12 protein-coding genes are annotated in these 14,523 nt (G+C 38.9%); all 12 read right to left on the reverse strand.

Annotation, left to right across the window (positions count from 1 at the left end; all coding sequences use genetic code 11):
• Positions 1-116 precede the first annotated feature (116 nt).
• Positions 117-839, reverse strand: coding sequence for an amino acid ABC transporter ATP-binding protein (locus tag CVD27_RS23695; RefSeq protein WP_101651052.1), 723 nt, complete (start codon positions 837-839; stop codon positions 117-119).
• Positions 832-1,491: an amino acid ABC transporter permease gene (locus CVD27_RS23700; RefSeq protein WP_098530096.1), complete on the reverse strand. Its 660-nt coding sequence runs from the start codon at positions 1,489-1,491 to the stop codon at positions 832-834. The genes CVD27_RS23695 and CVD27_RS23700 overlap by 8 nt, the downstream gene beginning before the upstream one ends.
• Before the next feature lie 68 nt (positions 1,492-1,559).
• Positions 1,560-2,330 (reverse strand): transporter substrate-binding domain-containing protein, encoded by a 771-nt coding sequence (locus CVD27_RS23705; RefSeq protein ID WP_101651054.1) that lies wholly within the window; start codon positions 2,328-2,330, stop codon positions 1,560-1,562.
• A gap of 191 nt (positions 2,331-2,521) precedes the next feature.
• The gene (locus CVD27_RS23710) at positions 2,522-3,694 is read right to left on the reverse strand and encodes a M20 family metallopeptidase (protein ID WP_101651056.1); all 1,173 of its coding nucleotides are present in this window, start codon (positions 3,692-3,694) and stop codon (positions 2,522-2,524) included.
• Positions 3,695-3,822: 128 nt separating this feature from the next.
• On the reverse strand, positions 3,823-4,260 hold the full coding sequence (locus CVD27_RS23715) for a BrxA/BrxB family bacilliredoxin (protein WP_101651058.1): 438 nt from the start codon (positions 4,258-4,260) through the stop codon (positions 3,823-3,825).
• Positions 4,261-4,341: 81 nt separating this feature from the next.
• Positions 4,342-5,469 (reverse strand): methylmalonyl Co-A mutase-associated GTPase MeaB, encoded by a 1,128-nt coding sequence (gene meaB / locus CVD27_RS23720; protein WP_101651060.1) that lies wholly within the window; start codon positions 5,467-5,469, stop codon positions 4,342-4,344.
• Positions 5,470-7,611, reverse strand: coding sequence for a methylmalonyl-CoA mutase (gene scpA / locus CVD27_RS23725; protein ID WP_257984475.1), 2,142 nt, complete (start codon positions 7,609-7,611; stop codon positions 5,470-5,472).
• 37 nt (positions 7,612-7,648) lie between these two features.
• Entirely contained in the window at positions 7,649-9,538 is a 1,890-nt protein-coding gene (locus CVD27_RS23730) for a methylmalonyl-CoA mutase family protein (protein WP_101651062.1), read from the reverse strand.
• A gap of 173 nt (positions 9,539-9,711) precedes the next feature.
• On the reverse strand, positions 9,712-11,004 hold the full coding sequence (locus tag CVD27_RS23735) for a dihydrolipoamide acetyltransferase family protein (protein WP_308301824.1): 1,293 nt from the start codon (positions 11,002-11,004) through the stop codon (positions 9,712-9,714).
• A 36-nt stretch (positions 11,005-11,040) separates the two neighbouring features.
• A complete protein-coding gene (locus tag CVD27_RS23740) occupies positions 11,041-12,024 on the reverse strand; it encodes an alpha-ketoacid dehydrogenase subunit beta (protein WP_101651066.1) in 984 nt (327 codons plus the stop codon).
• A 13-nt stretch (positions 12,025-12,037) separates the two neighbouring features.
• Positions 12,038-13,039 carry a thiamine pyrophosphate-dependent dehydrogenase E1 component subunit alpha gene (locus CVD27_RS23745; RefSeq protein WP_101651068.1) on the reverse strand — a complete coding sequence of 334 codons (1,002 nt, stop codon included), beginning with the start codon at positions 13,037-13,039 and terminating at the stop codon, positions 12,038-12,040.
• Between the two features lie 42 nt (positions 13,040-13,081).
• Positions 13,082-14,503, reverse strand: a complete 1,422-nt coding sequence (gene lpdA / locus CVD27_RS23750; RefSeq protein ID WP_101651070.1) for a dihydrolipoyl dehydrogenase — start codon at positions 14,501-14,503, stop codon at positions 13,082-13,084.
• Between the last annotated feature and the right edge of the window lie 20 nt (positions 14,504-14,523).

The following is a 14,523-nucleotide window of genomic DNA, read 5'->3' on the forward strand; positions in this document are numbered from 1 at the left end:
CTCTCCTAGGCTTAAAAAAATAAAAAGATGATCATAAAGACCATCTTTAGCATATCCCTATTAAAACATTTTTTTCAAGAAAAAACTGCTTTATCAAATTGAAGTAAGGTTATTATTTATAATACTTTTTCTAAAAAGTCCTTTGCTCTGCTTGTCTGAGGACGATTAAAAAATTCATCCGGTGAGCCTTCCTCTAACAACTTTCCTTCATCAAGGAAGAGAATACGGTCCGAAACCTCACGAGCAAATCCCATTTCATGTGTTACAATCGCCATCGTCATTCCAGATTGGGCTAGGTCCTTCATAACGTTTAATACTTCCTTTACCATTTCTGGGTCTAGCGCCGAAGTAGGCTCATCAAATAACATCAGCTCTGGTTCCATTGCAAGAGCACGAGCAATAGCAACACGCTGCTTCTGACCACCAGACAAATTATTAGGGAAAGCAGTCTCTTTTTCAGAAAGACCTACTCTAGAAAGCAATTCCCGAGCTTTTGCTGCAGCTGCTTCACGGGATTCTCCTTTTACTTTAATTGGAGCATATGTTAGGTTCTCCAAGACAGTTAAATGTGGGAATAAATAAAAGTGCTGAAAAACCATTCCGATCTGTTCTCGTACTTTCATGATATTCGTTTTTTTATCTGTAATCTCTTGATTATTTATCCACACTTTCCCTTTCGTCGGTGTCTCTAACAAATTTAAACAACGAAGAAAAGTGGACTTACCCGAACCAGAAGGCCCAATGATAGAAACTACTTCTCCGCTATCTATACTGGTAGAAATATTTTTTAGGACTTCATTTTCCCCGAATTGTTTATAGAGGTTTTCAACTTTAATCACTGAATTTCATCCTCCTTTCAACCCATTTACCAGCCAGTGTAAGCACCATTACTAAAATCCAATAGATTAATCCAACAAATATTAGTGGTTCAAAATTCCGATAAGTATCAGCTCCAACCACTTGCGCACGGCGCATCAAATCTAAATATCCAATCGTCGATACAAGTGCCGATTCTTTCGTTAGGGTAATAAATTCGTTCATAAGAGCTGGTAAAATATTTTTTAATGCTTGAGGCAATATAAGGTCCTTCATCATAAGACGATAAGGAACTCCCAGTGCTTGAGCCGCTTCAGTTTGACCTTTATCAACTGCTTGAATTCCTGCCCTGATAATTTCTGAAACATAGGCTGATGAATTCAAACCAAAAGCTAAAATGGAAGATAAAAATGGTGATATATCATAACCTGTTAATTGCGGAATTGCAAAATAGATTAGCATTAATTGCAAAATTAATGGTGTACCACGAAAAATAGAGGTATAAGCGTCACCAAACCAATTTAAAGCTTTTATTCGTGAAATTTTAAATAACGCTAAAATAGTACCAAGGATAAAACCTAAAATAATGGAAATAATAACAAATTTTAATGTAACCCATATTCCTTCTAAAATAAAAGGAATATAAGGCACAATTTGGCTAAAATCCAAATTCATGCCTTACACCTCACTTCAATATTTTCTTTACCTCAACAAATTAAACTAATGAATTTGGTCTTTACTAATTATTGTTGATCCTTTAACCATTTATCCTTCAATTCTTTAAGTTTTCCGTTCTCTTCAAGTTTTTGAAGTGCTTTATTCACATCGCCAACTAAGTTGCTGCCTTTTGGAAAAGCTACAGCCATCCCCGGAGAACTAGATGTTGGATCATCAAAACCAGCTAAGCCCTGTTCCTTCATGTATCCTGTTGCAACTGATTTATCTAAATAGGCTACTTGAACACGACCCGTTACTAGCTCTTGAATCAAAGTTGTTGAATTATCTAAAGGTTTAAGCGTAAAATCAACTTTTTTCTGAAGTGTTTTGGCTCCTTCTTCCTGAATAGTTCCTAACTGTACTGCAACGGTTTTACCTTTTAGATCATCAATTGTTTTAATTGAAGAACCTTTTTTCGTTAAGAACATTTCACCAGAATGGTTATAAGCTGTAGAAAAATCAACATTTTGTTTACGTTTTTCAGTTGCCGACATACCTGCTAGTACCATGTCAACCCGCTTCGCTTGCAATGCACCGATTAGACCATCGAACTTCATATCTTTGATTTCAAGTTTATAACCTAATTCATCTGCAATGGCATTAGCCAGATCGATATCAAATCCAACAACCTTTCCTGATGGATCTCTGGATTCAAATGGTGCAAAATCAGCAGAGGTTGCCATTGTTAATACTTTCTTGTCCGTGCTTTTTTCTTCCTTAGCTCCGTCCTTTTGACCACAAGCTGCCATTACTACCAATGTAAAGATAAGCATTAAAAATAACATCGTTTTTTTCATGATGTAACCCCCTCGTGTTATATAAAAACTTGCATATATTCTTGAATTTTTATTCAACATAACGAATAATAACACATGAATTCTTTTTTGAAAATATGTTTTTTAATATAAAAATATTCTAAAAATTTAGTATATCGATATATTGTTTAATTTACAAAAAAATACCTCTTTAAAAAGAGGTATTTTTGCGGTTAGGCTTTGATCATCTCGACCTTATGAAATTCATTTTTCATCTTTTCAAATACTTCTTTATCCGCAATCAGATCATAACCTGTCAGTGCAAGAGCCAAGGCTCCTCTAGAAAGAATTTTATGAGAGTTGTCAGTAATAGTTAAGTCTGCAAATTCCCTTGTATGGGCAACTAATCCAGGAGAATCAAGACCAATGTACGGATGAATGGCTGGAACTACCTGACTTACATTCCCCATATCGATTGAACCATATGAATCCTTGGCTTTCTCCACTTGCTTAACCCCTGTTGATAGGAGATTGTTTGTAAACAACTGGGATAGAGTTTGGTTCGTAACCATATTGTCATAGCTTAATTCGTAATTTTCAATATGAACCTCTGCACCTGTTACTAATGATGCACCTTTTGCAATATTAATGACCTTTTGAACAATCTCGTTTAAGTTATTCCGGTCCTTTGCTCTAACATAAAATTGTGCGACTGCTTTATCTGGAACAATATTGGCAGCTACTCCGCCTTCTTTAATAATTCCATGGATTCTAACATCTGAGGTAACATGCTGACGAAGAGCATTAATCCCGTTAAATAATTGAATAACCGCATCCAATGCATTAATACCCTTTTCTGGTGATGCAGCAGCATGACTCGTCCTGCCACGGAACTCAAATTGAATGGCATCCATCGCTAAGGAATCACCACTCTCATAAGACACATCTGCTGGGTGTAAAATCATTGCTGCATCAATGTCTTCAAAGATTCCTTGCTCTGCCATCGGTACTTTAGCGCCATTTGTTTCTTCAGCAGGCGTACCTAATACAACTACGCGGCCGCCAATTTCATCTACAACTTTACTTAAGAGAACTCCTGCCCCGGCACTCATCGTTCCAATCATATTATGGCCACAACCATGTCCAACCTCAGGCAAGGCATCATATTCGGATAAATAGGCAATAGTAGGTCCCTCTTTCTTACTATCGTAAACAGCTTTAAATGCTGTTGGCCGGCCAACAATTCCTTTTTCCACTGTAAATTGATGCTGTTCAAGAAACTCGACCAATAGTTTCATAGATTCAAATTCATTATCTCCCAGCTCAGGATGATGATACAAGCGGTCACTTATCGCCCATAAATTGTTTTGTATAATTTCTAAATGATTTTTTAATAACTCCTTCATATAATAACACCTCTTCAACGAATGATTAAAATTACGAAATAATTAATAAATATACACGAAATTTTGGATTTGGACAATAAAAAAGTCAAATCATTAAAGATTTGACCTTTTGATATTTATATTTATTTCTATATTTCTTCACAATATTGATCAAATTCACCCTGCAGCTTTGCAACTACAGTTGCAGGATCAAATCCCTCAATCTGGTGTCTTTCAATCATCGTTAAGATTTTCCCGTCTTTTAACAAAGCAAAGGATGGAGAGGAAGGCGGATAACCTGTAAAATAACTTCTTGCGGTTTCAGTTGCCTCTTTATCCTGACCGGCAAATACTGTAACTAAGTGGTCAGGACGCTTATCATTGTGAAGGGCATGTGCTGCTGCAGGGCGAGCAATACCTCCTGCACATCCGCAAACGGAATTAATCATCACTAACGTGGTTCCTTTTTGTGCAAAAGCTTCTTCTACTTCAGCGGGGGTTTTTAGTTCTTTATATCCAGCAGTCACTATTTCTTCACGAGCCTGCTTAACTACATCATTCATGAAAAAGTTAAAATTCATACTCATAACACACACTCCTTATTTCCGTATATAACTACATCATAACAGTTAAAATATGTTTTTTCCAAATGATATGAAATCTTAAGATTAACTTTTAGTAGATGATAAAAAAATCTCAAATAATGCTTCTACTGCAGTTGCTACTGTTTTTTCCCCAGAAATCACCTCATTTTCAAGTTTAGGCAGCTCACTTTTTACTCCCTTATGATGGTGAAAAAGAAATTGGAGCTGATCCGTTATCATTGAATAGAACCATTCCCTAGCTTGTATTCTTCTTCTTTCCTCAAAAACTCCAGAAGATTTCCCGTTTTTTTCAAATGATTGAATAACACCCCAGATGTCACTAATCCCTTCTAAGGTACTTGAAGAACATGTATAAGCCCTTGTTTTCCAGCCTTTTGTTGCTGGCTGCAGGAAATGGAGGATTCGATTATATTCCAGTCTTGTCTGTTCAGCCTTTTGTTTATTGGCCCCATCGGCCTTATGAACAAGAATAACATCTGCCAGTTCCATGATCCCTTTCTTCATTCCTTGCAGTTCGTCCCCAGCTCCGGTCAGTACAAGCAGCATGAAAAAGTCAACCATATCTCTAATAATTACTTCGCTTTGTCCCACGCCAACGGTTTCAATTAAAATAACATCAAAACCGGCCGCTTCACAAATCAACATAGCTTCCCTTGTTTTACGATGAACACCGCCAAGCTTTCCCGCCGTTGGTGATGGACGAATAAAAGCGCTGGCATGTTTTGATAATTGTTCCATTCGTGTTTTGTCTCCGAGAATACTGCCTCCACTGATACTTGAGCTTGGATCAACTGCTAATACAGCAACCCGAAACCCAAGAGCGCACAAGTACATTCCAAACGCTTCTATAAAAGTACTTTTTCCTGCACCTGGTACACCAGTAATCCCAATTCGAATCGCTTTACCAGTGTTGGGTAAAAGCTGCTGTAACAATTGCTGACTTTTTTTAAAATGCTGCTCAGCATTGCTTTCTACTAATGTTATCGCACGTGCTAGCAGAGTCCGATCCCCCTTTAGTACGCCTTCATACAGGGCGTCAATAGAAGGTTCAGTTGTTTTACGTTTTTCAAAGCGGGTATTTCTTCCAATTGAGATGGCCTGACTTTCCTGCTCTTGGCCTCTTCTTACAATACTTAAGCAATTTTCAGGTGTATTAGGGTCACTCCATTCTGGTTTATGATCCTTCCCCATTTATTGCGACACTTCCTCATAACCAAGTTTCAAATAAATCTCTCGAATCACTTTTTGTGCTGCTACAGGAATAATAGTTCCAGGACCAAATATAGCGGCTGCACCATGGTCATATAAAAATTGATAATCTTGTGCAGGGATAACCCCGCCGATTACAACCAAAATATCCTCACGGCCCAAATTTTTTAATTCGGCCACCAGCTGTGGCAGCAATGTTTTATGTCCTGCTGCAAGTGAACTCATACCAACTACATGTACATCATTTTCAACGGCTTGAATAGCAGTTTCTTCGGGAGTCTGGAATAATGGGCTAATGTCAACATCAAAACCTAAATCAGCAAAAGCAGTAGCAATGACCTTTGCCCCCCGATCATGTCCATCCTGCCCCATTTTCGCAATTAAGATTCTTGGCCGCCGCCCTTCGTTTTCAAGGAATTCGTCTGTCATTTTTTTTACTTCTATAATCTCTTCCTCATTGCTAAAGGCTGTACTATACACACCGCTTATCGAGCGTATCACAGCTTTATGCCTGCTCGCCACACGCTCAATGGCTTCTGAAATTTCTCCCAGTGTTGCTCTAACTCTGGCCGCATTTATAGCAAGTTCTAATAAATTATGTTCTCCTGTTTCTGCAGCTTTTGTTAACGCGTTAAGCGCCTCTTCGACTTTTTGATTATCACGTACTGCTTTTAATCTAGTTAATTTCTCTATTTGCTTTAACCGCACCGCCGTATTATCGATATCTAAAATATCTATCGCTTCTTCTTTTTCGAGCCTGTATTGATTAACACCAATAATGATTTCCTTCCCCGAGTCGATTTGAGCCTGTCTTCTGGCTGCCGCTTCTTCTATTCTCATTTTTGGAAGACCCGTTTCAATGGCTTTAGCCATTCCCCCCAGCCCTTCAATTTCATCAATATGCGTCCATGCCCGTGTCACCAATTCATCCGTTAACTTTTCTACATAATAAGAGCCTCCCCAAGGATCAATTACGTTGGTAATCCCAGTTTCCTCTTGTAAAAACAACTGAGTATTTCGAGCAATCCGGGCAGAAAAATCAGTTGGTAAGGCAATTGCTTCATCTAATGCATTTGTATGGAGTGATTGGGTATGCCCCATTGCGGCAGCATGTGCTTCAATAAGTGTGCGGGTGACATTATTAAACGGGTCCTGTTCTGTTAAACTCCACCCTGATGTTTGGGAATGAGTCCGTAAAACTAATGATTTTTCACTTTTCGGCTGAAAGGACTTCATCATTTTCGCCCAAATTAATCGGGCAGCCCGCAATTTTGCTACTTCCATGAAGTAATTCATTCCAATAGCCCAGAAGAAGGACAACCTAGGTGCAAATGAATCAATATTAATTCCAGCGTTAAGACCTGTCCGTACATACTCTAAGCCATCTGCAAGGGTATAGGCTAATTCTAAATCAGCAGGAGCCCCAGCTTCTTGCATATGATAGCCGGATATACTGATGCTATTAAATTTCGGCATGTATTTAGAGGTATATTCAAAAATATCAGCAATAATCTTCATCGACATATCTGGAGGGTAGATATACGTATTTCGAACCATGTATTCTTTTAAAATATCATTTTGAATGGTTCCCGCAAGTTTCTCTTGGCTGACTCCCTGCTCCTCAGCAGTCACGATAAAGAAAGCTAAGATCGGCAAAACAGCACCATTCATCGTCATTGATACAGACATTTGATCCAAAGGTATTCCAGCAAAAAGTGTTTTCATATCAAGGATAGAATCTATTGCAACACCAGCTTTTCCAACATCCCCAACTACACGTGGATGATCCGAATCATAACCTCTATGTGTGGCTAAATCAAAAGCTACTGATAACCCTTTTTGTCCCATGGCTAGATTCCTCCGGTAAAAGGCATTACTTTCCTCAGCAGTTGAAAAGCCCGCATACTGTCTGACCGTCCAGGGGCGATTGACATACATTGTGGGATACGGACCCCTCGTATAAGGCGCCAGACCAGGAAGATCATCTACATGCTCTAAACCTTCCCTATCTTCTTTTGTATAAATAGGCTTAAGGTAGATATGTTCATTTGTTTCAAACAGTAAATCCTCAAAGGAAGCAGAAATTTCATCTTTGACTTTATCTTCCCACTCTTTCTTCGTGATAAATTTTCGGTCAGCAAACAAATATATATTTTGAAAATTAGGCCTTTTTTTCTTCAACGGTGTTCACCTCCATATCAGTAAGGATCATGTTCAAAGTTTTATAGCAATTCGACTTTACATGAATGAATTGTTTAATCCCTTCCTTCTCCCATTCGAACTGTGTTCCTGTTTCAGGAAGCCCTGCTAGGTAAAAAATGTGTTCAGGAAATTCAGACTTTAAAGCGGTAAGGATAGTTTGACCTGTGAGTTCGTACTGTTCATTTGTTCCACAAAAGCAAAAATAAGAAGTAGATGTTTCTAAGATAAATTGTTTAGCCTTTTCCAAACTTATGATTGGATTACTTTCTACAGCTTTCAAACCCCCTGCTGCAAAAAACCCTTTCATAAAATCAGTCCTTGGTTTATGCTCCTTCATTTCGCCAAGACATATCATCCCTACAGATGGAATAGTTCCTGTTTTTTCTTCAAGTCTCTTTGCCCTTCTTCGCAGATTCTCAAATGGCTCTGATAGTCTCCGTTCCGAAATGACTTCCATTTCGGTTAATGAATATGTCCCATCCTTAAAAAAATTTGTTCTATTCATTTTAATGGGACTTAGATTGTTTTCATTTACATCTGCATAGACATTTGTTCCGATCATACTTTGTTTTCTTGTCTGGATGTCCAAAATTTTTTGATCAAAAACAGCTTTTATGTCCTCCTGCAGCCAATTGGATTTTAAAACATTTAAAATACCGCCTCCCGCTTCCATTTGTTGAAAATATTCCCAAGCCTTTTCAGCCAGTTCATTTGTAAGTTTTTCCACATACCAGGAGCCGCCAGCTGGGTCAATGACTTTATCCAGAAGTGCTTCCTGTTTTAAGAGTAATTGCATATTTCTAGCGATTCTTTCAGATAATGGTGTAGAGCCTGTTAGACTATTAAAAGGAGTAACATGTAAATATTGAACCCCTCCAATAACTGCAGCAAATGCTTCATTTCCAGCTCGAAGAAGATTAACATAGGGGTCTTGTATAGATTTTGTAAAGTTAGAGGTTACGGCAGAAATAATCATAGCTCGAGATTCATCTTTGGCACCATAAAGTTCGGTTATTCGATTCCAGAGTACCCGTGCTGCCCGAAGTTTTGCTATTTCCATAAAGAAGTTACTTCCAATGGAGAATTGGAATACCATATTTTTAAGAATCTGATTTAGTTCCATTTTGTCTTCTTGGAGGCTATCAAGGTAAAATACCCCTTCTGCAATAGCAATCCCAAGTTCTTGTACAGCATTAGCACCACCATTATGATATGGGATGGTATCGATAAGAATGGTGCTTAATGACGGGAACTCTTTACCAGCTTGGATGATAGTCCTCTTCCACTCTTCGATAAACTCCTTTGAGACTGCTCCCTCCTCGGCAAATAATGCAATGGGATCGGAAGCAATATAACCAGTAATTTTTTCTTTTTTATTTTCGTCTTCCGTCAATTTTGATAACATTGATAGAACTTTGGTTTGCCAGCCATATGAATTAATCGCTAATGGATAAACATGATAGAACTCTCCTAAAACACCCAAGAAGCTATCATTTGTTTCAAATAATTCCTCTGATACCTCAAAAGCTACAGTAGTTTGCCCTTTTTCCAACATTTCGTGAAGTTTCTTTTTCAATTCATCGGATGTTCGATAGGATACTTGCTGAGCCACCTCCCACTTGTTTGTGATATATCCAAGCGGATAAATACCTCTTCTATAGTCTGAACCCCCGGAATAATCCGGAACTATCTGCTCATCTTCTCGTGTATAAAGCGGTTTCAAAACAATGTTTTCATATGTATGGCAATTTAATGATTCAATCTTTTTCTGTTTTAAAGAGGTCTCAGCTGTTGCTTTCCAATCATTAATCGTTTTTGATGAAAAAGATTGTTCTTTTAATTTTTTCAACTCGATCTCCCCTCTCATTCCGAATTGAAGTAAAATTCAATCAATTCTACTCATTTCTATTTTATGGTACAAATTGGTTTCAAGCAACGAAAACCATTATAAGAGTAATGTTAATGTCTCTTTTACATTCCCTAGTTAAAAACCGCTGCAAATTTGGCAGCGGTTTTTATTACCTAATATATTGATGTAGTTGAATTTGAGATATTCTCAATGATTTCTTTTACACGTTGTAAGAAACGGCCGCAAATAAGCCCGTCCAATACCCTGTGATCTAATGACATGCATAGATTCACCATATCCCGAACAGCAATCATATTATTATTCATAACAACCGGCCGTTTAACAATGGATTCCACCTGAAGTATGGCAGCTTGTGGATAGTTAATGATTCCCATTGATTGTACTGAGCCAAAAGAACCTGTGTTGTTTACCGTAAACGTTCCTCCCTGCATATCATCTGATTTTAGTTTGCCAGATCTAACTTTTACAGCTAGTTCAGAAATCTCCCGAGCGATTCCTTTGATTGTCTTTTCATCCGCATTTTTTATGACAGGAACAAATAAAGCATCGTCAGTAGCGACAGCAATGGAAATATTAATATCTTTCTTTTGAATTATTTTATCGCCGGCCCACATGGAATTAATTTGTGGAAACTCTTTTAAGGCTTGTGCAACAGCCTTTACAAAAAATGCGAAGAAAGTTAAATTGAAGCCCTCTTTTTTCTTAAATTCGTCTTTCAAACTATTCCGATATTCCACAAGATTAGTTGCATCTACTTCCATCATGGTCCAGGCATGGGGAGCTTCGTGTTTGCTGCGAAGCATATTTGCTGCTATCGCTTTACGTACTCCAGTAACGGGAATTTCTATATCACCCGTTGTCAAAGGGACCGTCACTTTATGAGCTGTTGTAGTGTGAGCTGCTGCAGGTTGGATAGGAACATTTTGTGCTTTTTCTGGTAATTGATTAGAAGCTGCTAATGATTCACTAACAGTTTCTCTCTTCTCGCCAGCCGCTGGTATATTTCCGGATTCGATTAATTTCAATAAATCTTTTCTTGTGATCCTTCCCCCTGCACCGGTACCTGACACTTTCGTTAAATCAATACCGTGTTCTTGTGAAATTTTTAGTACTGCTGGGGAGTAACGGGCTTTATTTTCTTTTTCCGCTTGAACTGTAGTTTCCTTGCTTGTAGTTGCTGCTGTTTCTTTATTTTCGTTTACCGAAGTGTCGGGGGTACTACTCTCTTCCACTTCAATAGTACAAATCATTTCCCCAACAGCTAAAGTATCTCCTTCTTCTGCAATTAACTCTTTAATCACACCTGTAAAGGAGGAAGGGACTTCTGCATTAACTTTATCTGTCATAACCTCAGCTAAGGGATCGTATTTATTGACCTTATCTCCAACAGATACTAACCACTTGCTAATAGTACCTTCGGTTACACTTTCCCCTAACTGAGGCATTTTAATTTGTTCGGTTGTCACTATTTCCATACCTCCTTAATATTCGGCAAGCTCGCGCATTGCTTTTTCTACTTTGTCCGGATTAATCATAAAGAATTTTTCCATTGTAGGAGAATACGGCATGGCCGGTACATCTGGTCCTGCGAGCCTCATGATTGGAGCATCTAATTCAAATAAACAATGTTCAGCAATAATGGCAGAAACTTCACTTATGATGCTTCCTTCTTTATTGTCCTCGGTGATTAGTAATACCTTACCCGTCTTAGAAGCTGCTTCAATGATAGCCTCTTTATCAAGCGGGTAGACAGTACGTAAATCAAGAATATGAACTGAAATTCCATCATGAGCTAATTTTTCTGCCGCTTGAAGGGCAAAATGAACACATAGACCATAAGTAATGACCGTGATATCTTCACCCTCACGCTTAATGTCGGCTTTTCCGATTGGCAGAGTATAGTCATCCGAAGGAACCTCACCCTTGATTAACCGATAGGCCCGTTTATGCTCGAAAAAGAGAACTGGGTCATTGTCCCGGATGGCTGCTTTTAAAAGACCTTTAGCATCGTACGGTGTAGACGGCATAACAATTTTTAAGCCAGGCTGATTAGCAAAAACTGCTTCAACTGATTGGGAGTGGTAAAGTGCCCCATGTACTCCGCCTCCATAAGGAGCTCGGATAACAATTGGACAGTTCCAATCATTATTAGATCGATAGCGAATTTTTGCAGCTTCAGAAATAATTTGGTTTACAGCAGGCATAATAAAATCAGCGAATTGCATTTCTGCAATTGGGCGCATTCCATACATTGCTGCACCGATTCCTACTCCTGCAATAGCTGACTCGGCAAGAGGAGTATCAATGACCCTTTCTTCACCAAATTGTTCGTATAAACCTTGAGTTGCTTTAAATACGCCACCTTTAACCCCTACATCTTCGCCGAGGATGAACACCTTTGAATCCCGTTCCATTTCCTCACGCAATGCCATTGTAATTGCATCTATATATGAAATAATTGCCATCTAGAAATCCCCCTTACTCTTCCGTATCCGCATAAACAAATTTCAATGCATCTTCTGGTGCCGAATACGGAGCATTTTCAGCATAATCTGTCGCCTCATTCACCAGCTTCATCACTCGTTCATTGATTTCTTTTTCCAATTCATCATTCAATACGCCTGTTTCTTTTAAATATGCACCAAAGGTAATAATTGGATCCTTTGTTTTTGCTTTTGCCACTTCATCCGGTGCGCGATAGGAACGATCGTCATCATCAGATGAATGTGGTGTAAGACGGTATGATATGGTTTCAACTAGAGTTGGACCTTCACCGCGCCGGCCTCGGTCAGCTGCCTCTTTAACAGCCTTATATACTTCTAGAGGGTCATTACCATCAACAGTCACACCTGGCATCCCATATCCTATGGCACGATCTGAAACCTTTTCACAAGCTAACTGTTTTTCAATCGGTACAGAAATAGCGTATTTATTATTTTCACACATAAATATAACCGGGAGTTTATGAACACCTGCAAAGTTAGCACCCTCATGAAAATCCCCTTGGTTGGAAGAACCTTCTCCAAAGGTAACAAATGTCACTAGGTCTTTTTTCTCCATTTTCCCCGCAAGGGCAATCCCTACTGCGTGTGGAACTTGTGTTGTAACTGGTGATGAACCAGTTACGATTCTATTTTTCTTTTGCCCAAAGTGTCCAGGCATTTGCCGACTGCCTGAATTCGGATCCTCCGCCTTAGCAAAACCCGAGAGCATCAGTTCTTTCGGTGTCATTCCGAATGTTAATACAACCCCCATGTCACGGTAATAAGGCAGAACATAATCTTTATCCCGGTTAAGAGCGTAAGCAGCTCCTACCTGTGCCGCTTCCTGTCCCTGACATGAAATAACAAATGGGATTTTTCCTGCACGATTTAATAACCACATCCGCTCATCAATACGTCTGGCTAAAAGCATTGTCTCAAACATTTCCAATACCTTTTGGTCGCTTAAACCTAAAACTTCATGACGCTTTTCTATCATTAATTTTTTACCTCCCGATTGTTCAATAAAAAAGAACTTTATTTAAGAATGAATAGCCTTCCCATCCACTGCCAATGCAGCTTCCCCAATGGCTTCGGTCAAAGTCGGGTGTGGGTGTATCGTATGTGCTATTTCCCAAGGTGTTGCATCTAGTACCATAGCAAGACCTGCTTCTGTAATCATATCTGTTACATGCGGCCCAATCATATGAACTCCTAAAATATCATCGGTATCAGAATTGGCGACAATTTTTACAAAGCCGTCTGATTCACCGAAAACAAGGGCTTTCCCGATGGCTCGAAATGAAAATTTACCTATCTTTACGTTATATCCTTTTTCCCTAGCTTGCTCTTCGGTTATTCCTACACTAGATACCTCCGGATTACTATAAATACATCTTGAAATCAAGTTATAATCCAACGGAGATGGTTTTTCTCCTGCTATATGTTCCACAGCTAGAATACCCTCATGTGAAGCTACATGGGCCAGCTGTAAACCGCCGATTACATCACCAATCGCATAAATATGAGTTTCTTTTGTTTGGTAAAATTGGTTTGTGACAATAAAACCATTTTCAATTTGGATATCTGTATTTTCAAGGCCTATTCCCTCCATATTAGCTTGACGGCCAACTGAGACTAAGAGTTTTTCAGCTTTAAAATGTTTAACTGATCCTTTTACCTCTGCTGAAATACTAACCTCTTGATCCTTGGAAATGGTTTCTGGAAGTACTTTCGCACTAGTGATGAGTTTTATCCCTTTCTTTTTCAATACACGCTGCATTTCCTTAGATATTTCTTTATCTTCCGTTGGAATAATCCGGTCAGCAAACTCAATAACGGTAACATCTACTCCAAAATCAGACAGCATCGAAGCCCATTCTATTCCAATCACACCGCCGCCGACAATAATGATTGATTTTGGGAGTTCTTTAAGCTGTAAAGCTTCATCAGAAGACATCACAAAATGGCCATCAATTTCCAAACCAGGTAATGTTCTAGGTCTGGAACCAGTTGCTACGATTACATTTTTAGGAATCAGCATTTCGTTTTCGGTTCCGTTGTTCATTTCAACTGAAATGGTACCAGGCATTGGCGAAAAAATCGAAGGTCCAAGAATTCGGCCAATCCCTTCATATACATCGATTTTCCCCTGCTTCATTAGATGTTGTACACCCTTATGTAACTGATCAATTATCTTATTTTTTCTAGCTTGAACCTTTCCAAAATCTAATGAAACATCACTAGTGATCACACCAAACTCTTCACCGCGTTTCGTTGTGGCAAATACCTCTGCACTTCTTAGCAGTGCTTTACTCGGTATGCAGCCTTTATGCAGGCAGGTACCACCTAATTTTCCTTTTTCTACTATGGCTGTTTTTAAGCCAAGCTGAGAAGCTCGAATGGCTGCCACATAGCCGCCCGTTCCACCTCCAAGAATGACTAAATCATATTCTTGTGCCACTTATGTTTCCTCCCCATTCT

The sequence above is a fragment of the Neobacillus cucumis genome (genome assembly GCF_002860255.1).
GTDB classification, from domain to species: Bacteria; Bacillota; Bacilli; order Bacillales; family Cytobacillaceae; genus Neobacillus; species Neobacillus cucumis_A.

What these genes read in the sequence shown, in the direction of transcription:
- CVD27_RS23700 (WP_098530096.1), bottom strand. Translation starts at nt 1,491, where the DNA reads ATGAATTTGGATTTTAGCCAAATTGTGCCTTATATTCCTTTTATTTTA.
- CVD27_RS23705 (WP_101651054.1), bottom strand. Translation starts at nt 2,330, where the DNA reads ATGAAAAAAACGATGTTATTTTTAATGCTTATCTTTACATTGGTAGTA.
- CVD27_RS23710 (WP_101651056.1), bottom strand. Translation starts at nt 3,694, where the DNA reads ATGAAGGAGTTATTAAAAAATCATTTAGAAATTATACAAAACAATTTA.
- CVD27_RS23715 (WP_101651058.1), bottom strand. Translation starts at nt 4,260, where the DNA reads ATGAGTATGAATTTTAACTTTTTCATGAATGATGTAGTTAAGCAGGCT.
- meaB (WP_101651060.1), bottom strand. Translation starts at nt 5,469, where the DNA reads ATGGGGAAGGATCATAAACCAGAATGGAGTGACCCTAATACACCTGAA.
- CVD27_RS23735 (WP_308301824.1), bottom strand. Translation starts at nt 11,004, where the DNA reads ATGCCTCAGTTAGGGGAAAGTGTAACCGAAGGTACTATTAGCAAGTGG.
- CVD27_RS23740 (WP_101651066.1), bottom strand. Translation starts at nt 12,024, where the DNA reads ATGGCAATTATTTCATATATAGATGCAATTACAATGGCATTGCGTGAG.
- CVD27_RS23745 (WP_101651068.1), bottom strand. Translation starts at nt 13,039, where the DNA reads ATGATAGAAAAGCGTCATGAAGTTTTAGGTTTAAGCGACCAAAAGGTA.